The 22,973-nt window shown below is 70.1% G+C and carries 24 protein-coding genes and 1 pseudogene; 10 read left to right on the forward strand and 15 right to left on the reverse strand.

Features of this window, described 5'->3' with window-relative positions:
* The first annotated feature begins 354 nt into the window (after positions 1-354).
* A complete protein-coding gene (locus ACZ4RZ_RS31035; RefSeq protein WP_467749585.1) occupies positions 355-540 on the forward strand; it encodes a hypothetical protein in 186 nt (61 codons plus the stop codon).
* Here ACZ4RZ_RS31035 and ACZ4RZ_RS31040 read toward each other — a convergent pair.
* Positions 519-746, reverse strand: a pseudogene (locus ACZ4RZ_RS31040) (transposase); the annotation flags it as partial. The gene ACZ4RZ_RS31035 and the pseudogene ACZ4RZ_RS31040 overlap by 22 nt on opposite strands.
* A gap of 211 nt (positions 747-957) precedes the next feature.
* Here ACZ4RZ_RS31040 and ACZ4RZ_RS31045 point away from each other — a divergent pair.
* Complete coding sequence (locus ACZ4RZ_RS31045) at positions 958-1,959, forward strand: DUF8017 domain-containing protein (protein ID WP_467749586.1); 1,002 nt, start codon at positions 958-960, stop codon at positions 1,957-1,959.
* A 38-nt stretch (positions 1,960-1,997) separates the two neighbouring features.
* Here ACZ4RZ_RS31045 and ACZ4RZ_RS31050 read toward each other — a convergent pair whose 3' ends face one another.
* Positions 1,998-3,827 (reverse strand): serine/threonine-protein kinase, encoded by a 1,830-nt coding sequence (locus ACZ4RZ_RS31050; protein ID WP_467749801.1) that lies wholly within the window; start codon positions 3,825-3,827, stop codon positions 1,998-2,000.
* Positions 3,828-3,934: 107 nt separating this feature from the next.
* The gene (locus ACZ4RZ_RS31055) at positions 3,935-4,783 is read right to left on the reverse strand and encodes a menaquinone biosynthetic enzyme MqnA/MqnD family protein (protein ID WP_467749588.1); all 849 of its coding nucleotides are present in this window, start codon (positions 4,781-4,783) and stop codon (positions 3,935-3,937) included.
* Between the two features lie 332 nt (positions 4,784-5,115).
* On the opposite strand from ACZ4RZ_RS31055, the gene ACZ4RZ_RS31060 reads away from it, so the two are divergent.
* On the forward strand, positions 5,116-5,319 hold the full coding sequence (locus ACZ4RZ_RS31060) for a cold-shock protein (RefSeq protein WP_010986243.1): 204 nt from the start codon (positions 5,116-5,118) through the stop codon (positions 5,317-5,319).
* Positions 5,320-5,415: 96 nt separating this feature from the next.
* On the opposite strand, the gene ACZ4RZ_RS31065 is transcribed toward ACZ4RZ_RS31060, so the two are convergent.
* Entirely contained in the window at positions 5,416-5,991 is a 576-nt protein-coding gene (locus tag ACZ4RZ_RS31065) for a helix-turn-helix domain-containing protein (RefSeq protein ID WP_467749590.1), read from the reverse strand.
* Between the two features lie 68 nt (positions 5,992-6,059).
* On the opposite strand from ACZ4RZ_RS31065, the gene ACZ4RZ_RS31070 reads away from it, so the two are divergent.
* The 3 genes from ACZ4RZ_RS31070 to ACZ4RZ_RS31080 all read left to right on the forward strand — a co-directional run bounded on the left by ACZ4RZ_RS31070 (position 6,060) and on the right by ACZ4RZ_RS31080 (position 7,609).
* Positions 6,060-6,740, forward strand: a complete 681-nt coding sequence (locus ACZ4RZ_RS31070; protein ID WP_467749591.1) for an AzlC family ABC transporter permease — start codon at positions 6,060-6,062, stop codon at positions 6,738-6,740.
* On the forward strand, positions 6,737-7,051 hold the full coding sequence (locus ACZ4RZ_RS31075) for an AzlD domain-containing protein (protein ID WP_467749593.1): 315 nt from the start codon (positions 6,737-6,739) through the stop codon (positions 7,049-7,051). The genes ACZ4RZ_RS31070 and ACZ4RZ_RS31075 overlap by 4 nt, the downstream gene beginning before the upstream one ends.
* A gap of 153 nt (positions 7,052-7,204) precedes the next feature.
* Entirely contained in the window at positions 7,205-7,609 is a 405-nt protein-coding gene (locus ACZ4RZ_RS31080) for a DUF397 domain-containing protein (RefSeq protein ID WP_467749803.1), read from the forward strand.
* On the opposite strand, the gene ACZ4RZ_RS31085 is transcribed toward ACZ4RZ_RS31080, so the two are convergent.
* The 3 genes from ACZ4RZ_RS31085 to ACZ4RZ_RS31095 all read right to left on the reverse strand — a co-directional run bounded on the left by ACZ4RZ_RS31085 (position 7,586) and on the right by ACZ4RZ_RS31095 (position 11,833).
* Entirely contained in the window at positions 7,586-8,791 is a 1,206-nt protein-coding gene (locus ACZ4RZ_RS31085; protein WP_467749594.1) for a cytochrome P450, read from the reverse strand. The two genes, ACZ4RZ_RS31080 and ACZ4RZ_RS31085, sit on opposite strands and share 24 nt — an antisense overlap.
* Positions 8,791-9,789: a DUF1259 domain-containing protein gene (locus ACZ4RZ_RS31090; protein ID WP_467749596.1), complete on the reverse strand. Its 999-nt coding sequence runs from the start codon at positions 9,787-9,789 to the stop codon at positions 8,791-8,793. Before ACZ4RZ_RS31090 ends, ACZ4RZ_RS31085 begins: the two co-directional genes overlap by 1 nt.
* 94 nt (positions 9,790-9,883) lie before the next feature.
* On the reverse strand, positions 9,884-11,833 hold the full coding sequence (locus tag ACZ4RZ_RS31095) for an AMP-dependent synthetase/ligase (protein ID WP_467749598.1): 1,950 nt from the start codon (positions 11,831-11,833) through the stop codon (positions 9,884-9,886).
* Between the two features lie 390 nt (positions 11,834-12,223).
* On the opposite strand from ACZ4RZ_RS31095, the gene ACZ4RZ_RS31100 reads away from it, so the two are divergent.
* The 4 genes from ACZ4RZ_RS31100 (at position 12,224) to ACZ4RZ_RS31115 (ending at position 16,307) form a co-directional block, all read left to right on the forward strand.
* Entirely contained in the window at positions 12,224-13,534 is a 1,311-nt protein-coding gene (locus ACZ4RZ_RS31100; protein ID WP_467749599.1) for a 3-oxoacyl-ACP reductase, read from the forward strand.
* Positions 13,534-14,382, forward strand: a complete 849-nt coding sequence (locus ACZ4RZ_RS31105) for a MaoC family dehydratase (RefSeq protein WP_467749601.1) — start codon at positions 13,534-13,536, stop codon at positions 14,380-14,382. Before ACZ4RZ_RS31100 ends, ACZ4RZ_RS31105 begins: the two co-directional genes overlap by 1 nt.
* A 214-nt stretch (positions 14,383-14,596) precedes the next feature.
* Entirely contained in the window at positions 14,597-15,889 is a 1,293-nt protein-coding gene (locus ACZ4RZ_RS31110) for a DUF6716 putative glycosyltransferase (protein ID WP_467749602.1), read from the forward strand.
* A 247-nt stretch (positions 15,890-16,136) separates the two neighbouring features.
* Positions 16,137-16,307 carry a hypothetical protein gene (locus tag ACZ4RZ_RS31115; protein ID WP_467749604.1) on the forward strand — a complete coding sequence of 57 codons (171 nt, stop codon included), beginning with the start codon at positions 16,137-16,139 and terminating at the stop codon, positions 16,305-16,307.
* Here ACZ4RZ_RS31115 and ACZ4RZ_RS31120 read toward each other — a convergent pair.
* The 8 genes from ACZ4RZ_RS31120 to ACZ4RZ_RS31155 all read right to left on the reverse strand — a co-directional run bounded on the left by ACZ4RZ_RS31120 (position 16,255) and on the right by ACZ4RZ_RS31155 (position 22,893).
* A complete protein-coding gene (locus tag ACZ4RZ_RS31120) occupies positions 16,255-16,914 on the reverse strand; it encodes a TetR/AcrR family transcriptional regulator (protein WP_467749605.1) in 660 nt (219 codons plus the stop codon). The genes ACZ4RZ_RS31115 and ACZ4RZ_RS31120 overlap by 53 nt on opposite strands.
* Positions 16,915-16,983: 69 nt before the next feature.
* Complete coding sequence (locus ACZ4RZ_RS31125) at positions 16,984-17,295, reverse strand: DUF4229 domain-containing protein (RefSeq protein WP_467749607.1); 312 nt, start codon at positions 17,293-17,295, stop codon at positions 16,984-16,986.
* A gap of 99 nt (positions 17,296-17,394) precedes the next feature.
* Complete coding sequence (locus tag ACZ4RZ_RS31130) at positions 17,395-17,952, reverse strand: GNAT family N-acetyltransferase (protein ID WP_467749609.1); 558 nt, start codon at positions 17,950-17,952, stop codon at positions 17,395-17,397.
* Positions 17,953-18,016: 64 nt separating this feature from the next.
* The gene (gene mqnE / locus ACZ4RZ_RS31135) at positions 18,017-19,180 is read right to left on the reverse strand and encodes an aminofutalosine synthase MqnE (RefSeq protein ID WP_467749610.1); all 1,164 of its coding nucleotides are present in this window, start codon (positions 19,178-19,180) and stop codon (positions 18,017-18,019) included.
* Positions 19,181-19,265: 85 nt separating this feature from the next.
* The gene (locus tag ACZ4RZ_RS31140) at positions 19,266-19,721 is read right to left on the reverse strand and encodes an Lrp/AsnC family transcriptional regulator (RefSeq protein ID WP_467749611.1); all 456 of its coding nucleotides are present in this window, start codon (positions 19,719-19,721) and stop codon (positions 19,266-19,268) included.
* 100 nt (positions 19,722-19,821) lie between these two features.
* Positions 19,822-20,511 (reverse strand): UbiX family flavin prenyltransferase, encoded by a 690-nt coding sequence (locus tag ACZ4RZ_RS31145; protein ID WP_467749612.1) that lies wholly within the window; start codon positions 20,509-20,511, stop codon positions 19,822-19,824.
* Between the two features lie 31 nt (positions 20,512-20,542).
* On the reverse strand, positions 20,543-21,445 hold the full coding sequence (mqnP, locus tag ACZ4RZ_RS31150; protein WP_467749614.1) for a menaquinone biosynthesis prenyltransferase MqnP: 903 nt from the start codon (positions 21,443-21,445) through the stop codon (positions 20,543-20,545).
* Positions 21,442-22,893 (reverse strand): menaquinone biosynthesis decarboxylase, encoded by a 1,452-nt coding sequence (locus tag ACZ4RZ_RS31155; protein WP_467749616.1) that lies wholly within the window; start codon positions 22,891-22,893, stop codon positions 21,442-21,444. Before ACZ4RZ_RS31155 ends, mqnP begins: the two co-directional genes overlap by 4 nt.
* Positions 22,894-22,973: the final 80 nt, after the last annotated feature.

Raw genomic sequence — 22,973 nt, forward strand, 5'->3', positions numbered from 1 at the left:
GGGAGTGGGAAGAGAGTAAGGACATTCTGGGGAGATGGGGAGGTGTCACTGGTGAGCGAGGGCTGTCACACTCGCGAAAGCCGCGTCCTAGGATCCTCCCGACTCCGGATCCTGAGATGTGCATTCCAGCCGTTTGCCCGCCTTCAGGAGCAGATGCACCGTATGAACGGCGTGCGAACACTGCGTTGCCGCTCTTGGCGGTGGCCTTGCCGCGCCAGGTGCCTACGTAGGACGCGGTACGCCGTTTCCGGCACCGTCGCCGGGGGTGTGGACTCGTCCGTGGGGGCCGCCGATGTCGCCCCCGAGGGCCGGGCACCCGCCGAATTGTCTCCGTCGCCGCCTCCGGAGAGGAGGTTGAAGACCAAGACCGAGCCCACCGTCACCGCGGCCAGTGCTCCCGCCACCGCCAGGGCCACCGCGCAACTCAGCCTGCGTCTCAGTTCGTTGGGGGCCGCGGGGATCGAAGTCGCCGCCACCGAGACGGAGCGATTGCCGCGGGTGCGTCCGAAGGGGCGGGGGAACAGCAAGCTGATGCGGTAGCGGGCGATGCGGAGGAGGGCTTGTGCGGGTCTTTCCACGGGCCCGGCATTGTCGTAGTAGGTGCGGGAGGCGGGATCGTGCAGGGCGGCGAACGCGGACAGGAACATCGCGCGTTTCAGCTGCCGGTTACCGCCCCTGGGTGCGTGTTCGCCGTGGATCGAGGTCCCCGACGACTTGGTGGTCGGGGCGAGGCCAGCGTAGGAGGCCCGGAGGCCAGCACTCCTCTTTCAGGACCGCGAAGAAGATAGCGGGGAAGGAACACTGTGGCCTGATTGGCCGCCAACTCGCTACCACCCCCTGCTCCCGGCCGGTTCCGGGACCGTGCACGGGATCCTCGGCCTACCACTACCGCAGACCACGCCGTGGGACCGCATGCCGAAAACGTGTCAGCGGTAGGCCGTATTAGGGTTACGGCTCATGTGGCCAGGACAGCAGCAGCCCGGGGGCGGGCAGAACCCGCAGGACCAGAACCCTTACCAGCATCCAGGGTTCCAGCAGCCGAACCCGTACCAGCAGCCGGGCTATCAGCAGTCGAATCCCTATCAGCAGCCGGGGCAGCAACAATGGGACTCGCCCTCTCCCATAGGGGCGCCGCAGCCGCCGAACGGCGGGAGCGGTGGGAAGCGGACGAAGATTGTCGCGATCGGCGTGGCCGCGGCCGTGGTCGTGGCCGCCGGCGTCACCGGCTTCCTGGTCCTGGGCAACAAGGACGACAACTTCGATGGCGGCAAGGACGTCAACGCGTCGGCCAGTGCGTCGCAGAGCGCCACGGCTTCCGCATCCGGGTCGGACGACAGCCCGCGCGGCACCGAGACCGAGAAGCCGACCGTCCCGGGCTGGAAGGTCGTCGTCAATCCCAAATGGGGGATCGCCTTCGACGTGCCGACAGACTGGGAGGTGCAGTCCCAGGCCTCCGCCGTCGGCTTCACCGACGACAAGACGGACAAGCCCATCGCCTACATGGCGGGCATTGCCGAGTACAAGTCGAAGTGGTGCACGTCCGACGACAACAAGAACGGGCAGACGGAGGACACGGCGCTGGCCACCGTCGGCACCAAGGGTGCCGGCGGCGCCAAGAACACCGCCCAGGTGGCGGTGAACACGGTGGGTTGGTGGGTCTACGCCGCCTATACCCAGCCGGACAAGAAGAGCTTCACGATCGACGAGAAGGCCCAGCCGTACACGACCAAAGCGGGAGTCAAAGGCAGCATTGCCTGGGCCCGGTCGACCAACACCCCCCAGACAGGCAAGTGCGCGAGCGACGGCAAGGCGCTCACGTTCGGCTTCACGAACTCGGCTGACGACTTCGTGGCATGGAGCTTCTTCGGCGCCAAGGGTGTTCACGACGAGGTCCCCAACGCGACCATCATGAAGATCCTCAGCACGGTCCGGCTGCACGGCGACCCAACGGCATCCTGAACCGCACGAGGGCTCCGGCATTTCCGCCCAGTCTGCGGTCAACCGACCTTCGACATCCGGGCCACCGGGTCCCCGGCGTCCGCGTTGTCCGTCTCGTACTTCAAGTCCGTTCCGACGGGGGTCAGTCGGACGACGTGCTCGCCCTTGGTGCACACGTCGCGGTTGGACTTCTTGGCGATGCTCGTGGCGACGAGCTGCTTCTTCGTCACCCTCTTCAGGATGAGTACGTCGTCGCAGATGCCGCCGATCTGGTCGGTCTGGCGGAAGGTGCCCAACTCCTTGCCCACGGTGGCCCGGTGGACGGTGACGCGGAAGGTGCCCATGGGGAGGGCACCACCGAGGGCGAGGCCGTCGCCCTCCCAGGTCCCCAGGTAGGAGGCGGGGATCGCGGACGGCTGCTCCCCGGCACCGGGGGCGCTCTCGCTCACCGTGGCCGAGGGGTGCGCGCCGCCCGCGTCGCTGCCGGCGTCGTTCGATCCACCGCCGCCCGGCAGCAGGTCGAACAGGAACGCCGAGCCCACCGTCGCCGCCGCCAGCGCTCCCGCGACGGCAAGGGCGACCGTGCAACTCAGCCTGCGGCCACGGCCGTTCGCTCCGGGTACGGAGGTCGCGGCCACGCTGACGGAGACCTTGCCCGGGTGGCTGGGGGGCTGTGGCACCACGTCCTGCGGCTGCCGCTGATCCGGTACGCCCGCTGCCTGCGCGGGCATCACGGGCGGCGGCCCGAACACCCCGCCGGACACCGGCACCTCGGTCCCGGCTCCGGTGCCTGCTCCTGTCCCGGTTCCGATCCCCGCTCCTGTCCCGGTTCCGATCCCCGCTCCCGTCCCGGCTCCGATCCCCGCTCCCGTCCCGGCTCCGATCCCCGCTCCCGTCCCGGCTCCGGTCCCTCCCCCTGCCACGGCACCCGCCCCTGAACCCGCCTCCACCGAAGGGCTGCTGAAGCCCACCGGCCCGGAAGGCGCCGCCTCGGTCGCCTCAAGGTTCAGCAGCTGTACGGCACTTCGGCTCACCTGTTCCACCAGGGATCCCGGCAGCCATCCCGCCGTCACCAGCCGCGCCGCGCCCTGCGGAGCCAGCCGGACCGCCACCTCGTCGGGAGTCGGACGCGCCCCCGGGTCCTTCGCCAGGCAGGCCGACACCAGCTCGCGCAACTCCCCTTCCATGGCGCCCAGTCGGGGCTCCTCGTGCACCACCTTGTAGAGGAGAGCGGCGGAGGAGTCCCCGGGAAAGGGCGACTCGCCCGTTGCCGCGTACACCAGGACCGCGCCGAGGGAGAAGACGTCCGCCGCCCCCGCGACGCCCTTGCCGAGGATCTGCTCGGGCGACATGTAGCCGGGGGAGCCGACCGAGACGCCCGTCGAGGTCAGCGACGCCGTGCCGTCCGTGGCGCGTGCGATGCCGAAGTCGATGAGCAACGGGCCGTCGAGGGTGAGCAGCACGTTCGACGGTTTGACGTCGCGGTGGACGAGACCCAGCGTGTGGACCGCCGAGAGCGCCTCGGCGAGGCCTGCGCCGAGGACTCGTACCGAATGCACCGGAAGGGGACCGCCGTCCGCGACGGCGGCGGCGAGCGAGGGACCGGCTGCGTACCCCGTGGCGACCCAGGGGACCGACGCCTCCGGGTCCGCGTCCAGGACCGGGGCCGTCCACGCGCCGCCCACCCGCCGGGCGGCCTCGACCTCACGGCGGAAGCGGGCGCGGAACTCCTCGTCGAGCGCGAAGTGCGGGTGCACGATCTTGACGGCGACCGTACGGCCGCCCGCGCTGCGGCCCAGATAGACGCGGCCCATGCCGCCGGAGCCCAGCCGGCCGAGCAGCCGGTAGGGCCCCACGACCGTGGGTTCGTCGACTCCGAGCGGCTGCATGGCGCTCACGGCTCATCCCTCCCCCGTACGCACCGGACGCACTGCCCAGCAGCGTAGTGCCGTATGCGCCGCCGCAAGCGCCCCGAGCCTCAGGACCCGAAAGACCCTCAGGACTCCAGCAGTCGTACGTTCACGTCCGCCGGGAACCCCGTCGTCGCGCCGACCCGGCGCGCGAACTCCCGTACCGCTTCCAGCTGCGGGCGGCCGAAGCGGAAGTCGAGCGTCGTGAAGTACTGCGCCAGGACCTGCTCGTCGAAGGCCTCCCAGCGCGCCGCCTGCTCGGCGACCTTGCCGACCTCGTCGAGGGAGAGGTCCCGGGACGCCAGGAACGCCTCGTGCACCTTGCGGGTGACGGCCGGCTCGCGCTCCAGGTAGTCGCGCCGGGCGGCCCAGACGGCGAAGACGAACGGAAGGCCCGTCCACTCCTTCCACAGGGAGCCGAGGTCGTGCACCTGCAGACCGAACTTCGGCCCGTCGAGCAGATTGGCCCGCAGCGCCGCGTCACCGATGAGTACGGCGGCGTCGGCCTCCTGCATCATCAGGCTGAGGTCGGGCGGGCACGTGTAGTACGACGGCCGGACGCCGATCTTCTCGGCCAGCAGCAGCTGCGCGAGCCGAACGGACGTCCGCGAGGTCGAGCCGAGCGCGACCCGGGCGCCGTCCAGCTGGTCCAGCGGGACCTGCGAGACGATCACGCAGGACATCACCGGTCCGTCGCAGCCCACGGCGATGTCCGGGAAGGCGACCAGCTCGTCGGCGTGCTTGAGGAACTCGACGAGCGTGATCGGCCCGATGTCGAGTTCGCCCTGCACCAGCTTCTCGCTGAGCTTCTCCGGGGTGTCCTTGGTGAGCTCGAAATCGAGGAGCGTGCCCGTTCTCGCGAGCCCCCAGTACAGGGGCAGGCAGTTCAGGAACTGGATGTGGCCGACGCGCGGCCGGGTGCGAGGATTGTCCACATCGCGAGGCTAGACCCCGTGGGGTACGGTGCAGGCTTCAGGGTCCCGGAGTGGTTCTGGAAACTATCTCGACCCCTTGTGTCAACCCTTGCGACACCGCGACGTCAACCCATCCCCGAGCGGGGTCAAACATTCGGGTGACGTGATCTTGCCCTCTATTGCTTTCGGCTGCCTGCGTGCTAGGCTCGCCGCAAGTTGCAGTTTGGTTTCCCTTGCAGTACAGAGCCTGCGGAGCATGTGACCGCGGGCTCTCGTCGTTTTCAGACGTATGCAGTTGTTTACACAATCGCAGGTTCTGGAGCAGGGCAACCCTTTGGGCCCAAGGAGGGCTTATGGCTACCGGAACCGTGAAGTGGTTCAACGCCGAAAAGGGCTTTGGTTTCATCGCCCAGGAAGGCGGCGGCCCGGACGTCTTCGTCCACTACTCCGCGATCAACGCGAGCGGTTTCCGCTCTCTCGAAGAGAACCAGTCGGTTTCCTTCGACGTCACGCAGGGTCCGAAGGGCCCGCAGGCGGAGAACGTCACCCCGCTCTAAGCCTTCGGCTCCATGAGCCCAATGCTTTGATCCGGAACGGATAGCAGTACCCAAGGAGCCCCGCGCCAGCCGGTCGCGGGGCTCCTGCCTTTGTGTTCACACGTGCTGCATCACGAGCACGAATGTCGTCCCGGGCTCCAGCGCCTCGTACGCGTGCGGTACGTCGCCGCGGTACGACATGTAGTCGCCGGGCCCCAGCTCCACCGCATCCCCGGCGGGCCCCGCCTTCACCCTCCCCGTGCTCACGATCAGGTGCTCCACCGTGCCCGGGATGTGCGGCTCCGACTCCCGGGCCGCGCCCGGCTCCGCCCGCAGGTGGTAGATGTCCCGGCGGGCGCCGGGCGGGCTGGCCGACAGCAGGGTCGCGACATAGTTGGCCTGCTCCGAGGCGACAGCGGGCCCCCGACCGGCGCGGATCACCTGGACCGCCGGAGCCGGCGGCTCGACCAGCGCGCTGAACGGCACCCCCAGCGCCACCCCCAGCGCCCAGATCGTCTCCATGCTCGGATTGCCGCTCGCCGCCTCCAGCTGGGACAGCGTGGACTTCGCGATGCCGGCGCGTTTGGCCAGTTCGGAGAGGGAGAGCCCGGCGCGGGTGCGCTCGCGGCGCAGCGAGGCGGCGATCCAGTCGAGGGGGAGGAGGGACGGGGGCCCACCGTCTGCGTCAGTCACTTCGTTCGCTCCATCGGTACGATCGTTCTCCTTGACGAACAGGGCACGCACTGTTCATTGTAGAAAACATGCGTTCGCCACTCCGAACACCCATGACCGACGACGACCGGGAACTGCTCAGGGACGTCGCCCTCGTCTGTCTCGCCGGCGGGGTCGTCGGCGTGTCGTTCGGGGCCATCGCCGTCGCCGGCGGGCTGCCCGTATGGGTGCCGGTGGTGATGTCGCTGGTGGTCTACGCGGGCTCGGCGCAGTTCAGCGCGGTGGGGATTCTGCTGGCCGGGGGCGGGCCGTTCGCGGCGGCGGCGACGGGGCTGCTGCTCAACACACGTACGGCGGCGTACAGCCTGGCGGTGGCCGATGTACTGGGCCGGGGCCGGGCGACCCGGCTGCTCGGCGCCCACCTGGTCACCGACGAGACGGTCGCCTTCGCGCTGGCCCAGCCCGACTTCGCCAGGCGCCGGGCCGCCTTCTGGATCTCGGGGCTCGGCCTGTTCGCGGTCTGGAACGTGTGCGTGGTGGGCGGCGCCCTGGCCGGGAGCGCGCTGGGCGACACCGGGACGTACGGACTCGACGCGGCGTTCCCCGCCGTACTGGTGGCGCTGGTACTGCGCACACTGCGGGAGGACGCGGACGTACGCCGCGCCGCGCTCGCCGGAGCGGCGGTGGCACTGGCGGTGACGCCCGTCGTCCCCCCGGGAGTTCCGGTGCTGCTGGCCCTGACGGGACTCCTGGCTCGGAGGCCGTCGTGAGCCCGGCGGTGACGGCGATCCTGGCGCTCGCGGTCGGGACGTACGCCTTCCGGCTGGTCGGGCCGGTGCTCCAGGAGCGGGTGGAACTTCCCGTACAGGTACAGCAGTTGCTGTCGGCCGGGGCGGTGGTGCTGCTCGTGGCGCTGCTGGCCACGGGGGCGTTCACGGAGGCTCGGGGGTTCGCGGGGTGGGCGCGGCCGGCGGGGGTGCTGGTGGGCGGCGTACTGGCGTGGCGGCGGGCGCCGTTCGCGGTGGTGGTACTCGGGGCGGCGGGAGCCACGGCGGTGCTGCGGGCTGCCGGGGTGGCGTGAACGGGCGGCTGTCAGTGGCACCGTCCGCCCGCAGCCCCCGCGCCCCCGAGGGCCTGAGGGCCTGAGGGCCTGAGGGCCTGAGGGCCTGAGGGCCTGAGGGCCTGAGGGCCTGAGGGCCTGAGGGACAGCGCGGCCCATACCGTCTTGCCCACCTTGCGCTCCGCGACTCCCCAGGTACGGGCTGATCACCGATACGGAGAAGGTCCGGAAGATCGCCGACCGCCATGGAATCACGCGCGCACTGGCACTCAACCCCATGGAGTCCCGGGCCCTGATCGAAAAGAAGCTGGAGGATCCTTCAGCGCCGAGAGGCTCGACTGGTTCAAGTCCAGCCACAGCAGCGGCGAAGGGCGGCGACTGCCTCGAAGTCGCCTGCACCTGGCGGAAGTCCAGCTACAGCTACGGCGAGGGCGAGGGCGGCGACTGTCTCGAAGTCGCGCCCTGCGGCCCCACACCATCCGCATCCGCGACTCCAAGCACCTCACCGGCCCTCACCTCACCCTCTCTCCCGAGGCCTGGTCGGCCTTTCCCTCTCTACCAAGCCACCGGCAGCTCTAGCGGAAAGCGCCGGATCGTCTCCGTGTCCCACCGCACTTCCTCCGGCGGCACCGCAAGACGCAGCCCGGGGAAGCGCTGCAAGAGGCGCCCGATCGCCGCTTCCAGCTCCGCCATGGCCAAGGGCACTGCGATGCACCGGTGTCCGCCCCAGCCGAACGTCATGTGCGGCTGGTACGGCCGGTCGGGGTCGAGGACGTGCGAGTCCGGGAAGCGCTCGGAGTCACGGTTGGCCGTCAGGTAGGACACATGGACGAAGTCGCCCGCCCGGATCCGTACGCCGCCCAGCTCCACGTCCTCAAGGGCCACCCGGGGGATACCGACCCCCTTGCGGAACGGGATGTGACGGAGCATCTCCTGCAGGACGTCAGTCAGGGTCTCCGGTCGGCGCCTGAGGTGTTCCATCAGCTCGGGACGCGTCAGAAGCAGGTACGCGATGTTGCTGATCTGGCACGTCGCCGTGTCCTGGCCGCTGAGTGTCAGCGTCAGTGCCATGACCGCCAGTTCCCTGTCGTCAAGCTGGTCCTCGCCGTCCCGCGCTTCGGCCATCACGCTGATGAGGTCCTTGCCGGGTGTGTTCCGGCGCTGCTCGACGAGTTTGGCGAAGTAGGCCGTCAGATCGGCCTTGGCGCTCGCCGCGGCTTCCTTGTTGTCCGCGCCGACGACGAGCAGCCGGCGCACGGACTCCTGCATCTGGGGCCATTCCTCCCGTTCGACGCCGAGGAGGTCCAGGATGGTGTGCTGGGGAAGCGGGTCGGAGAGGTGCTGAACCAGGTCCGCCGACGGGCCCGCCTCCTCCATCTCGTCCAGCAGGACGTCCGCGAGCCAGGTGATCCGGCTCCGCATCCCGTCGACCTGCTGATTGGTGAAGGCCTGCGAGGCCAGTTGGCGGACGCGGCTGCTTTGCGGCGGGTCCATCACGTTGATCGACTCGGGCGAGACGATGGGCTCCGGAGTCAGCCGGGGGTAGTCGTGGCCGATGATGGCGGCCCGGCTGAGCCGGTGGTCGGTGGTCACCTGCTTGACGGAGTCGAAGTCGGTGACCAGCCAGGCGTCGGCGTCGCCGTAGGGGAGCCGGATCCGGGTGGGGGAATCGCGGTGCATGAGGTCCGCGAGCACGGGGTCGAAATCCAGGGCTTTGCTGAAGTCGAAAGGGCAGGTGATCGTCTCATTCTCACCGGTCATCAGCCGGCTCCTCCAGGCATAGGTACGACGTTGGTGGCGTCCACGGCGCGGCGAAGAGCCTCGGCGAGCTGCACGGCGTCGCCGACGGCCCAGACGTGGACGAAGAACAGGCGCGGTTCGTCGGTCAGGTTGTGGTGGTGCACCTCGACGAGTTCGACCCCGCCGCGCCGCAGCGCCACGAGGACGGGCTGGACCTCCTCCGCGATCATCACGAGGTCGCCGCTGATCGCGGCCCGGCCGTCACCGAGCGGCTGGAAGATGAGCGCGGTGGTGGAGCCCAGTCCCGGAGGCAGGATCACATGGCCGTCGGTGACGGTCTCGCGGCGGACGAAGGTGCACTTGTAGATCCCATCTTCGGTGGCGCCCTTGACGCCCATCGCGGCGTCGATGGCGGCGGTGTCCAGGTCGACGGGCGGCGAGGGGGCCGGCGGCTCGGCGGGCGGGGTGGCGGTGCGGTCGAGCGCGGCACGCAGACCACGGGCGACGGCGACCGGGTCGTGGCCGTGGGCGTGCAGATGGACCCACCAGACGTCCGGCGTGTGGGCGAGCAGGTGCTTGTGGATGGCGGTCTGCTGGATCCCCCGCTCCTGCAGGGCGTCGCTGAAGCACTGCAGTTCGTGCTCGGTGACCACGACGTCGCCCATCAGCAGCGTGCTGCCGTCGGCGTACCGGACAAAGGACACGTGCGTGCCCAGGGCGAGCGATGGGCGGATCCGGATGCCTCGGGAGAACACCATGAGGTCCCGGCGCGGCAGGCCCGTGTGGTACATGAACCGCCTCATGTCGCCCGGTCCACCAAGGGCCTCGCCCACGTCCGCCCAGTCCGCCAGCTTGGTCATCACCGGCTTGACCAGCGCACGGTTCTTCGATCTGGTGGACAGGGCGTGGGCGTCGGTCGGGGCCCCGGTGAGTAAGGGAGCCAGGGCGGCCGCGGCCAACACACGGCGCCGGGACGCGGCGAGGTTGGAGCGGGTGTCCTGCTGTCGGTCGTCAGCCATGTCATAAGCCTCCTGGCGCGATGGAAGCACGCGAGGACGCGCGGACCGGTGATCTGCACCGTCACATGCGGCCAGGTGGGCTAACAGGGCCTCCCTACCGCATGTACAGCTCCTCCACCTGCGTCGCGAAGTCCCCCATGATCGCCTCCCGCCGTAGCTTCATCGACGGGGTCAGATGGCCCGCCTCCTCCGTGAAGTCCACGGGCAGGATGGCGAAGCGGCGGATGGATTCCGGGCGGGAGACAAGTTTGTTGGCCTCGTCCACCGCCCGCTGGAGGACCGCTCGCAACTCGGCGTCGTCCACGAGGAGTTCCGCGGGGACAGGGTGCTTGCCGTTCATCTGGCGCCAGTGGGTGATGCCGTCGAGGTCGAGGGTGAACAGGGCGGTGACGTAGGGGCGGGCGTCGCCCAGGACCATGCACTGGGAGATCAGCGGGTGGGAGCGGAGCCAGTTCTCCAGGGGTGCCGGGGCCACGCTCTTGCCGCCTGCCGTGATCAGGAGTTCCTTTTTGCGGCCGGTGATGGTGAGGTAGCCCTCGTCGTCCAGGGCTCCGATGTCGCCGGTGGCGAGCCAGCCGTCGGGGGCCGCGGGGACCACACCGCCCGCCTGGGGGTCCCAGTAGCCGCGCAGCACGTTGTCGCCGGAGAGCAGGATCTCGCCGTCGGCGGCGATACGGACCCGGGTGCCGGGCAGTGGCCAGCCGACCGTGCCGAGGCGGGGTTTGAGAGGGGGCGTGACCGTGGCGGCGCCCGTTGTCTCGGTCAGACCGTAGCCCTCGTAGATCTCGATGCCCGCGCCCGCGTAGAAGGCCGCCAGCCGCCGGCCGAGTGGGGAGCCGCCGCAGATCGCGTTCCGTACCCGGCCGCCCATGGCGTTGCGGATGCGGCGGTAGACGAGGGGGTCGTAGAAGGCGCGGGTGGTTTTCAGGGCCCGGTTGGGTCCGGGACCTGAGCCGGTCTGCCGTGCCTCCATGGCCTCGCCGTACCGGATGGCCACAGAAGCCGCGCGGTCGAAGGACGACACCCGGCCGCCCGCCTCGGCACGGGCTCGGGCGCTGTTGAAGATCTTCTCCAGCATGTACGGGATGGCCAACAGGCACGTCGGACGGAAGCTCGCGAGGTCCGGCAGCAGTTCGTCCGCCTTCAGGCTCGGCGCGTGGCCGAGACGTACCCGCGCGCGGACGCAGGCGATGGCGACCATGCGCCCGAAGACGTGCGACATGGGCAGAAACAACAGGACCGACACCTCGTCGCCCGACTTCGCCTTGAAGACCGGGTAGAGGAGTTCGATCGCGTTGTCGACCTCGGCGAGGAAGTTGCCGTGGGTGAGCGCGCAGCCCTTGGGGCGGCCCGTCGTGCCCGAGGTGTAGATGAGGGTGGCCAGGGTGTCCGGGATCAACATGCCCCGGCGGATGTCCACTTCCTGGTCCGGGACCTGCTCGCCCAGCTCCGCCAGCCGGTCCAGGTGCCCCTTCTCGACGACCCACATGTGCCGCAGGTCGGGCAGTCGCTCGCGCTCCGGGCCGAGGGCCGCGGCCTCGGCCAAGGACTCGGTGACCAGGGCCACCGCACCCGAGTCCTGGACGATCCAGCGGACCTGGTAGACGGATGAGGTGGGGTAGACGGGGACCGTCACCAGGCCCGCGGCCCAGGCGGCGAAGTCCAGGAGCGTCCACTCGTACGTCGTACGCGCCATGATGGCGATCCGGTCTCCCGGCACCAGCCCCTCGGCGATCAGCCCCTTCGCCAGTGCCAGCACCTGACCCGCGAACTCGGCGGCGGTCACGTCGGTCCAGCGGCCGTCCGTCCCCTTTCGACTGAGAACCACCTGGGCGGGGGCCGTGTTCGCGTTGTCGAAGGGCAGGTCGGCCAGCGAACCGTGGATCGCCGGTGCGGCGAACAGCGGCACGGACGCCTCTCGTGCCACCCCGTCCAGCCGCCGTATCTCCGGCTCCACGAGTACGGGTCCGCCGTCGTAGTCGAGGTCGAAGCCGGAGTCGGAGTTGATGCCGGGTGAGGGTGAGGACGCGTGAGGGACGGACATGGGGCGGCTCCTGGGGCGTGCAGCTGCGGACTGCTCTGCTGCATGAGGTACGCGCGGCGCGTACTGAGGCGTTCACCAGCGGTGCACGCGCAGGGTGTTACCGCTGGTTAGGTCGGAGATCGTACGGCTCCCACGTGTGGGGTTCGTGCGGGTTCGGGGTTGGTCCGGGGCCGGGCCTGTGCAGCCTCGGCAGCCCCATGAGGCTGCACCGGTTCCAGATCAATCTCCCCAATTTACCGGGGGGTTGAGACAGACCTAAGGTGAGGAAATTTCACGTCCGCTGCAGGATTGCCGTCACCCCCTGCCCCCCTGCCGCGGACATACGTCGACGCAGGCTTACCTACGGTAACCTTACTCCAGAGTAAGCATCCGAGGGGCAGGGAGCTGGACATGGCCGACCGCTATCTGAGCTTCGCCGGCACCGCGCCCGGCCGGTTCCTGACACGGCGCCTCGGGCTGCCGCAGCCGACGGCTCTCCGACGCTGGTCGCCCCAGCATCCTTCACTGACAGGCGACTTGCTGCACCTCACCGCCGGCAAGTCGGACCTCGACGAGACGCTCGTTCCGGCCCGCACGGGGCTGCGCACGAGCACCGGCTCGCAGAAGCCCGCCGCCGTCGTCCTCGACGCCACCGGTGCGCGTGACGTCGACACCCTCGCCGAGGTGCACGCGGCGCTCCACCCCGTCGTGCGGTCGGTCGCGGCGAGCGGGCGGATCGTGGTGCTGGGCGCGCCCCTGGACCCCGCCGATCACCACCAGTCGGCCGTTCAGCAGGCCCTTGAGGGCTTCGTGCGCTCCCTCGGCAAGGAGATCGGGCGCGGGCGGACCGTGAACCTCGTACGGCTCACCGACGCGACCGCCGCCGAGTCGACCATCGGCTTCCTGCTCTCCCCCAAGTCCGCCTACGTCAGCGGCCAGGTGATCGACGTCGGCGCGCCCCAGGAGGTCACCCGACCCGACGACTGGGACCACCCCCTCGCCGGACGTACCGCCCTGGTCACCGGGGCCGCGCGCGGCATCGGTGAGGCCGTCGCCGAGACCCTCGCCCGGGACGGCGCCCGGGTCGTCGTACTCGATGTGCCGTCGGCACGGCAGGACGCCGAACGCGTCGCCGAACGGCTCGGCGGCACCGCCCTCGCGCTCGACATCACGGCCGCCGACGCCGGTGAGCGCGTCTCCGCCGCGCTGCCCGACGGCCTCGACGTGCTGGTCCACAACGCGGGCATCACCCGGGACCGCAGACTCGTCAACATGCCCGCCGAACGCTGGAGTTCGGTGCTCGACGTGAATCTGGCGAGCGTGCTGCGCACCACGGACGCGCTGCTCGCGGGCGGGACTCTGCGCCCCGGCGGCCGGATCGTGGCCACCGCGTCGATCGCGGGCCTCGCCGGGAACGCGGGCCAGACGAACTATGGGGCGAGCAAGGCGGGCGTGGCCGGCCTGGTCCGCTCCCTCGCCCCGCGCGCCCTGGCCGAGCACGGGGTCACGGTCAACGCGGTCGCGCCCGGTTTCATCGAGACGAGGATGACGGCCGCCGTCCCCCTCCTCATCCGCGAGGCGGGCCGCCGGATGAACTCCCTCGCCCAGGGCGGGCTGCCCGCCGACGTCGCCGAGACGACGGCCTGGCTCGCCCACCCGGCCTCCGGCGCGGTCAACGGCCAGGTCGTACGGGTCTGCGGCCAGAGTCTGCTGGGGGCGTAGTGTCCGACACCCTCACCACCTCCCCCGCGCTCGGGCCGCTCCTCGCCCGCGGTGCCCTGCTCTCCCCGCTCAAGCGTCCCCGCCCCGACGCCGCCGTGCCCGCGACCCGGCTCGTCCTTCCCGGCGTGCGCCTCGACCTCGCGCGGCTCGCCGCCTACGAGCGGGTGTGCGGCTTCGCGACGGGGGCGGACGCGCTGCCCGTCACCTACCCGCACGTCCTCGGATTCCCGCTGGCCATGCGGATCATGGCGGGCCGTACCTTCCCGCTGCCGCTGCTCGGACTGGTGCACACCTCGATCGAGATCACCCAGCGAAGAGAGCTCGCGGCCACGGCGGCGTACGAACTCGCCGTGCACGTGGCGGGCTTGGCGCCGCACCGGCGGGGCACCGAGGCGACCGTCGTGACCGAGGCACGGTCCGAGGGCAGCCTCGTATGGGAGTCGCGCAGTACGTACCTCGCGCGGCACCGGACCGAAGGCCGCCCGGCCTCGGAGGCGCCCGAGGCGGAGCGGAAGCCGCTGCCCGCGCTCACCGAGTGGCGCCTCGCCGGAGACGTCGGGCGGCGGTACGGGGCCGCATCCGGGGACCGGAACCCCATCCACCTGTATCCGATCACCGCCCGCCTCTTCGGCTTCCCCCGGGCCATCGCCCACGGCATGTGGACCGTCGCCCGCTGTCTCGCCGCGTACGGGCCGCGGGACGCGGTGACCGTGCGCGCCGCGTTCACATCGCCGGTGCTGCTGCCGGGCACCGTCACCTACGCCGCCGAGGGCCCCGACTTCGAACTCCGGAGTGCCGAGCGCGTGCACCTCACCGGCGAAGTACGGCCCGTCCGTACGGAAAACTGATGAACAAAGAGCGAACACTTCATGGCGCGGGCAACCGCGTCGGCCGCATTGTCATCGACAACCCGCTGGTCAGACAGACCGGTTGAAAATTCCCTCACAGTCCGCGCCCAGCACCCCAAGGCCCTTTCAAGCCATCGCTCATCCCATCCTCAGACACCCTTCCTAGCCTCGGCTCACTCTCTGCCGGACCCACGCCAGGAAGGGCTCCTGAGCCATGCCCCCCAGACGTATCGCCGTACTCGCCGACTCGGACACCCGCTGGAAGTGGGGCGCATCGGTCGCACGGCAGATCGCCCCCGAGCACGCGCTCGACGCCGTGTTCCTGCGCACCCGGGCCACCCCGACGGAGCGCCAGCTGGCGGAGATCGGGATCGTGCCCGACACCCGGCGCGAGGTCTCGGCGGCCGAGCTCGTGGACGACGAGGAGCTGGCCGGGGCCGATGTCGTCGTCATGGCGACCGCCGGCGGTACGACGCTGGCGCTCACCCACAGCCTGGGGATCGCGTGGGAGGCGCGGGAGCGGCGGCCCGTCACCGTCACCGGATACGTCGGAGTCGTCTACGAGAAGATGGTCGACGGGCTCCTCACCCGCGCCGGCACCGATGTCGTCCTCGCCAACAGCGCGTACGACGCCGACCGGTTCCGCGGCGCCTTCGCCGGCGTCGGGGTGGATCCGGACTCCGTCGTGGAGTGCGCGCTACCGTTCCTCGGCGGCGACCCGTACGCACCCTCCGCCGACCGCCCGTTCACCCTCACCTTCGCGGTCCAGCCCTCCGTGCCCAAGGGCCGGGAGTCCCGGCTCAAGCTGCTGGAGCGAGCGGCCGCGCACGCCCGGCTCCATCCCGACCGGCTCGTCCTGATGAAGCTGCGCAGCCTTCCCGGGGAGAACACGACGCACGTCGAGGCCAACCCGTACCAGATCCTCATCGAGGAGCTGGCCCAGCCCGCGCCCGCCAACCTCCAGCTCGTCTACGGCAACATGGGCGAAGTCCTCGACCGTACCGACCTGTTGGTGACCGTGAGCTCCACGGCGGCGCTGGAGTCGATGCACCGGGACATCCCGACCGCGATCCTCACCGACTTCGGTGTCCGCGAGGCGCACGGCAACCACTACTTCGTGCACTCCGGCTGCCTCGTCTCCTGGGACAACCTGGACGCGGGAGCGCTGCCGCGCGTCGACCCGGTGTGGGCGGCGCGCCAGGGCATCGGCAGGAGCGACCCGTACGCCGCCGCCCGTGCCCGGCTCGCCGCGCTGCGCGCCTGCGGATCGTTGCCGCCGCTGCGGCCCTACTACTCGCCGCAGCGGGCCGGGGCCTATCTGGGCGGCATCCTGGAGCGCAACGGTTTCGACGAGAAGGGCAGGCCGCTGCCGGTTTCCCTGGGCGGAGGCGGCGCGGGTCCCCTCAGGGCGGTCGTCCGCCGGGCCGCCCGCAACGGCGCCAAGTCCCTCTACCGCGTAGGCCGCGAGAAGGTCGCACCCACCCTCAGTCGCTGGGGACAGGCATGACCGGGCGGCACCGCTCGGGAGCGAGACCGCGAGCCGCACCCTCGCCCTCGTCGAGAGCCGCGCCAGCTCCTCAACCTCCTGGAGTGGGTGCTCGGCGAGCGCGACGGAGCCCCGGATCCCGCGTGGTGCGAGGCCGCCGTTCTCCTCCCCCGCGACCGGGCCACCCGCCCGCCCCGAGGCCGACCGGCTGCTGCGCGCTCCCGTGTTCGTCCTCTCGCCGCCGCGCTCGGGCTCGACACTCCTGCGGGTGCTGCTGAACAGCCACTCGCTGACAAGATCAAGAGCGGCACCGTACAGCCGGGGCGCCCGGTTCCGCGCCCCGACGAAGTCCCCGAGGGGCTGCGACCACTGGCGTGCGCATGGGGCTACTCGGGCTGAGCCTCCGCGACGGGCGGCGACCAGGGCCGTCCCTCCATGAGGTCGCCCAGGCCCGCCCAGGCGAAGTTCATCAGGGTCGCGGCGGCCTGCTTGGCGGAGACACCCGGGGTGGCGTTGGCCCAGGCGGCGAGGGACTCGGCGGCGCCGACCAGGGCCTCGGCGAGACCGGCGACCTCGCGTTCGGGGAGGGACGGGTCGCGGTGGGCCTCACGGGCGGCCACGACGATCAACTGCGTGACGAACACGACGAGTTCCTCGCGCATCGCGGCGACCTCGGCCGCGAACGGCTCGCCGTGCGTACGAGCCTGCAGATGCAGAACCGCCCAGCCGTCCGGGTTCTCGGCGGTGTGCGTGAAGAACGCCCGCAGCCCTTCCCAGAGTTGACGGTCGGCGGGCAGACCGGGCCGCACGCCCGCGCGGACGGCTTCGGTGAGCGCCTTGACCTCACGCCGGATGCACGCGGTGAAGAGGTCTTCCTTCGAGTTGAGGTACAGGTACACCAACGGCTTGGACACGCCCGCCAGTTCGGCGATCTCGTCCATCGAGGCGGCCCGGTATCCCCGCTGCCCGAAGGTCGACACGGCGGCGTCCAGCATCTGCTGTTCACGCACTGCACGCGGCATCCGCTTGTTCTTCACAGCACCCATGCGGGCAAGCGTACGATCGCCCGCCCCCGGGCCGGCACGGTGAGGAGCGGTGTGCAGGGGTATGGCGTGTTACGAGGTCTGGCCCTGCGCCCCACGCGTCGCGTCGTCCGCGACGTCCGCTACGTCCTCCTGGCTGCGGTTGCTGTCCAGATTGGCCTTGATGCGGTCCACACGTGCGACGACCTGGGCCGAGGCACGGTCTCGCTCCTTGCGCAGCACGACGAAGCTGATGGGTGCGGAGATCACCAGGGCGAGCAGGACGACCCACATGTAGTTGGAGTCGCCGAGCCCGCGCGGGGCGATACCGGAGTAGACGAGGCCCCAGACGACCACGAGGCAGCCCGCGAAGATACCAAGGCGCATCAGTGTGTAGCGGCCCATGTCAATCCACTCTTCCGTATCGAATGTTCCCAAAGGGCACCGTCCAGTGAAGCACGCCGGGACGGCGATCTTGCACGGGGGCCCGATCGGCGGGCGGTATCAGCGCAGTGGAAGCCACATCATGATGTCGTCGCGGTAGTCGTCCGCCGAGACCCGCAGTCCCCCGGGCACCCGGCCCACCTCCTGGTAGCCGCAGGAGGCGTAGAAGTGCTCCAGGCCCATCCCGCCCCGGCACGTCAGCTTGAGGGCCTCCAGACCCAGTGTCCGGGCGTGCTCCTCGGCGGCGGCCAGCAGCGCCCTGCCGTGGCCGCCGCCCTGCAGCGCGGGGTCCACCATGACCGTGGTCACCCAGGCGAAGTGGTCCTGGAGCCGATGCGTGTTGAAGCCGAGGAAGGCCGTGGCGCGCAGCCGTCCCGCGCCGTCGAACCCGGCCAGCAGCCGGTGCCGGCCCTCGGCGACGGTCCGCGCGTAGCGGTCGGTGTCGTGGCGTACCTCGTCGTACGTCACCCGGCCGGGGAAGCCGACCGCGCCGCCCGCGTTGCTGACGTCGGCCCACAGCCGGGTCAGCTCGTCGAGGAGGCCGGCCGTGAGCTCAAGGTCGAGCCGGAAGTCCAGAACGGTGGCCGGCTCCGAGCGCGGCTTCGTGCACAACTCCATGGTCATTGAGCCTAAGCTCCGCGATCCGGGCCGCTGAGACCGGGTCGCCCGCCCCCTTGGGGACTCAGACCCGCATCGGCTGCGGCGACTCCCGGCGCGCCGGGTCGGGGCCGTCGTACTCGCGGATGATCTCGTACCGCGTGTTCCGCTCCACCGGCTGGAAGCCCGCGTCGCGGATCAGGTCGAGCAGGTCCTCGCGCGTCAGCTTGTTCGGCGTGCCGTAGTTGTCCGCGTCGTGCGTGATCTTGTACTCGACGACCGAGCCGTCCATGTCGTCGGCGCCGTGCTGGAGCGCGAGCTGCGCGGTCTGTACGCCGTGCATGACCCAGAAGACCTTGACGTGCGGGACGTTGTCGAAGAGGAGACGGGACACCGCGAAGGTCTTCAGGGCCTCCGCGCCCGTCGCCATCTGCGTGCGTGCCTGCAGCCGGTTGCGGACCTTTCCGTCCTTCATGTCCACGAAGTCGTGCTGGTAGCGCAGCGGGATGAAGACCTGGAAGCCGCCGGTCTCGTCCTGGAGCTCACGCAGCCGCAGCACGTGGTCGACGCGGTGGCGGGGCTCCTCGATGTGGCCGTACAGCATCGTGCACGGGGTCTTCAGACCCTTCTCGTGCGCGAGGCGGTGGATGCGCGACCAGTCCTCCCAGTGGGTGCGGTGGTCGACGATGTGCTGGCGGACCTCCCAGTCGAAGATCTCGGCGCCACCGCCGGTCAGCGACTCCAGACCCGCGTCGATCAGCTCGTCGAGGATCTCGGAGGCGGACAGCCCGGAGATCGTCTCGAAGTGGTGGATCTCCGTCGCCGTGAAGGCCTTCAGGGAGACGTTCGGCAGGGCCTTCTTCAGCTCGCTGAGCGAACGGGGGTAGTACCGCCAGGGCAGGTTGGGGTGCAGGCCGTTGACGATGTGCAGCTCGGTGAGGTTCTCGTTCTCCATCGCCTTGGCGAGGCGGACGGCCTCCTCGATGCGCATCGTGTACGCGTCCTTCTCGCCCGGCTTGCGCTGGAACGAGCAGTACGCGCAGGACGCGGTGCACACGTTCGTCATGTTGAGGTGACGGTTGACGTTGAAGTGGACCACGTCACCGTTCTTACGGGTGCGCACCTCGTGGGCGAGCCCGCCGAGCCAGGCCAGATCGTCCGACTCGTAGAGCGCGATGCCGTCCTCGCGGGTCAGCCGTTCACCGGCCCGGACCTTGTCCTCCAGCTCGCGCTTGAGCCCGACATCCATGCCTTTACCTCTCCTCGTGACGAACCCTGACAACCGTACTCCCCCGCCCTTCGGCGGGAGGTGCCCCCATCAGGGACTTCGTGCTCTAGCCCTCTTCAGGCAGTTCCCCGACCCGGTTCTCCCACTTCGTGGAGAGCACGATCGTCGTACGGGTCCGGGAGACGCCCTTGGTCCCGGAAAGGCGTCGGATGGTCTTCTCCAGGCCGTCCACGTCACTCGCCCGCACCTTGAGCATGAACGAGTCGTCGCCCGCGATGAACCAGCAGTCCTCGATCTCGCTGAGGTCCCGCAGCCGGCGCGCCACGTCCTCGTGGTCGGCGGCGTCGGAGAGCGAGATGCCGATCAGGGCGGTGACGCCGAGGCCGAGCGAGGCCGAGTCGACCGTCGCACGGTAGCCGGTGATGACGCCCGCGGCCTCCAGCCGGTTGATGCGGTCGGTGACGCTGGGTCCCGACAGACCGACGAGGCGCCCCAGCTCCGCATAGGAGGCCCGGCCGTTCTCCCTCAGGGCCTGGATGAGCTGCCTGTCCACCGCGTCCATGCGATCGAAGCCTTCCACTGAAAAGGTCTGAAGAGTTCCTGAAGTGCCTGAAAGTGCTGAGTAACTGGGTACTGCTCAGTGACTGGGTACTGCTCAGTGCTCAGGTGGTGCTGCCGCGCGAACCGCCGCCCAGCTCGCCCTCCCACCGGCGGTACAGGCCGTGCTCGACACCCGCCGCGTCGAGGACCCGTCCGGCGACGAAGTCCACCAGGTCCTGGATGTGCGTGGCCCCCGCGTAGAACGCCGGCGAGGCCGGCAGCACGGTCGCGCCCGCGTCGTCCAGGGAGACCAGGTGCCGCAGCGTCTGCCCGTTCAGCGGGGTCTCGCGGACGGCGACGACGAGCTTGCGCCCCTCCTTGAGCGTGACGCTCGCGGCGCGCTGCAGCAGGTCCTTCGAGAGCCCGAGGGCGACTCCGGCCACACAAGCCGTCGAGGCGGGCACGATGAGCATGCCCTTCGCGGGGTACGAGCCCGAGGACGGCCCCGCCGCCAAGTCGCCCGCGCTCCAGTGCCGTACGGCGTCCATACGTCCCTCGAAGGCGTCGAAAGTGCCGGGCTTGCCGTCGGCGCCCCGGGCCAGCCACTCCCGCAGGTCGTTCCGCCAGTGGGCGTCGCGGAAGGGCAGGCCGGTCTCGTCGAGCAGGGTGAGCCGGGAAGCGCGCGAGACCACCAGGTCGACGCTCTCCCCCGCCTCGAGAAGCGCACGCAGCACAGCGGCGGCGTACGGCGTACCGGAGGCACCCGACACCCCCACGATCCAAGGCCGGCGCTGCGTCTGTCCTGGCTTCATGATGTCGAGCCTATCCGGCCACTGCCGAGATTCAGACCGTGAGCCCGCGCACCAGCAGATCGAGCAGGGCGCAAGCGAACAGGGCGATGCCGATGAAACCGTTGACGCTGAAGAACGCGCGGTTCAGGCGGGACAGGTCGTGCGGCTTGACGATGGAGTGCTCGTAGAGGAAGGCACCCGCGACGATCACCAGGCCGAGCCAGAAGAAGGCACCGGCGCCGGTGGCCGCCCCGTACCAGACGAAGAGGGCCGTGGTGACGGCGTGACAGCCGCGGGCGGCCCAGATCGCGGCCGGGATACCGAAGCGCGCCGGCACCGACAGCACGCCGATCTCGCGGTCCGTCTCGACGTCCTGGCAGGCGTAGATCAGGTCGAAGCCGCCGATCCAGACGCCCACCGCGAGACCGAGGACGACGGCGTCCCAGGACCACTCGCCGGAGATCGCCAGCCAGCCGCCGACCGGGCCCATCGCCTGGGCGAGCCCGAGGATGGCCTGCGGGAAGTTCGTGAACCGCTTGCCGTACGGGTAGACGACCATCGGGATGACCGCGATGGGGGCCAGCGCGAGACACAGGGGGTTCAGCAGCGCGGCCGCGCCGAGGAAGAAGACCAGGGCGACCAGCGCGCCCGTCCACGCGTGCTTCACCGTCATCGCGCCGGTGACCAGTTCGCGATGGGCCGTACGGGGATTGCGGGCGTCGATCTCGCGGTCGATGATCCGGTTCGCCGCCATGGCGAACGTGCGCAGCCCGACCATCGCGATCGTGACGAGCAGCAGCCGCCCCCAGTGGATGTTCTTGTCCCACTGGAACATCGCGGTGAGCGCGGCGATATACGCGAACGGCAGCGCGAACACCGAGTGCTCGATCATGACGAGGCGCAGGAACGCCTTGGTGCGGCCCGGCTGCGGGAGCGCCGCGGAAGCTGAACTCACAGGCCGTACTCCTTCCAACGGCGGTCGACCTTCGCCGCCGTCTCCGGGTCGGACAGCACCATCTCGGGCCAGCCGCCGTCCCGGGTGTAGCCCTCTTCGGGCCACTTCTTCGTTGCGTCGATGCCTGCCTTGCCGCCCCAGAACTGCTGGTAGGAAGCGTGGTCGAGGTGATCGACCGGCCCTTCCACGACAGTGAGGTCACGGCCGTAGTCGGTGTTCCCCAGTGCCCGCCACGCGACCTCGTGCAGATCGTGCACATCGCAGTCCGAGTCGACGACCACGATGAGTTTCGTCAGGGACATCATGTGTGCGCCCCAGATGGCATGCATCACCTTTTGAGCATGCTTGGGGTACTTCTTGTCGATCGCGACGATCGCGCAGTTGTGGAAGCCGCCCGCCTCGGGGAGGTGGTAGTCCACGATGTCCGGCACGATGATCTTGAGGAGGGGGAGGAAGAACCGCTCCGTCGCCCGACCGAGAGGTCCGTCTTCCGTCGGGGGCCGGCCCACGACGATCGACTGAAGCAACGGCCGCTTCCGCATGGTGACGCAGTCGATCTTGAGGGCCGGGAACGGCTCCTGCGGCGTGTAGAACCCGGTGTGGTCGCCGAACGGCCCCTCGGGCAGCATCTCGCCCGGCTCCAGCCATCCCTCCAGCACGACCTCGGCCTGCGCCGGGACCTGGAGCGGCACCGTCTTGCAGTCCACCATCTCGATCCGCTTGCCCTGGATGAACCCGGCGAAGAGGTACTCGTCGATGTCGCCCGGGAGCGGGGCGGTGGAGGCGTACGTCACGGCAGGCGGGCAGCCGAAGGCGATCGCGACGGGCAGTCGTTCTCCCCGCCTCGCCGCCACCTGGTAGTGGTTCCGGCTGTCCTTGTGGATCTGCCAGTGCATGCCGATGGTGCGCCGGTCGTGGCGCTGGAGGCGGTAGAGCCCGAGATTGCGGATGCCGCTCTCCGGGTCCTTGGTGTGGGTGAGCCCGAGGTTGAAGAAGGAGCCGCCGTCCTGCGGCCAGGTGAAGAGCGCGGGAAGGGTGTCGAGGTCGACATCGTCGCCGCGCAGCACCACTTCCTGGACCGGCGCTTCCTTCACCTTCTTCGGCGGTACGTGGGTCATCGCGCCGAGCTTCCCGAAGGCCTCGCGCACCCCGACGAACCCATGCGGCAGTTCGGGCTTGAGCAGCCCGCCGATCTTCTCGGAGATCTCGCCGTACGACTTCAGCCCGAGCGCCTTCAGCAGCCGCCGGTCGGTCCCGAAGACGTTCATGGCGAGTGGCATCGCGGACCCGCGCACGTTCTCGAAGAGCAGCGCGGGCCCACCGGCCTTCTGCACCCGGTCGACGATCTCCCCGACCTCCAGATACGGGTCCACCTCGGCCTTGATGCGCTTGAGGTCGTCCTCGCGCTCCAGCGCCCGGAGCAGCGAGCGAAGATCGTCGTAAGCCATGTGTCCAAGTATCTGCCACCGGCTACCCTGTGCCCGTCACCGGGGCCTGTGCCGCCCCGCCGTCGCTCACTGGGGGAACG

This window comes from Streptomyces sp. NPDC027189, from assembly GCF_055566975.1.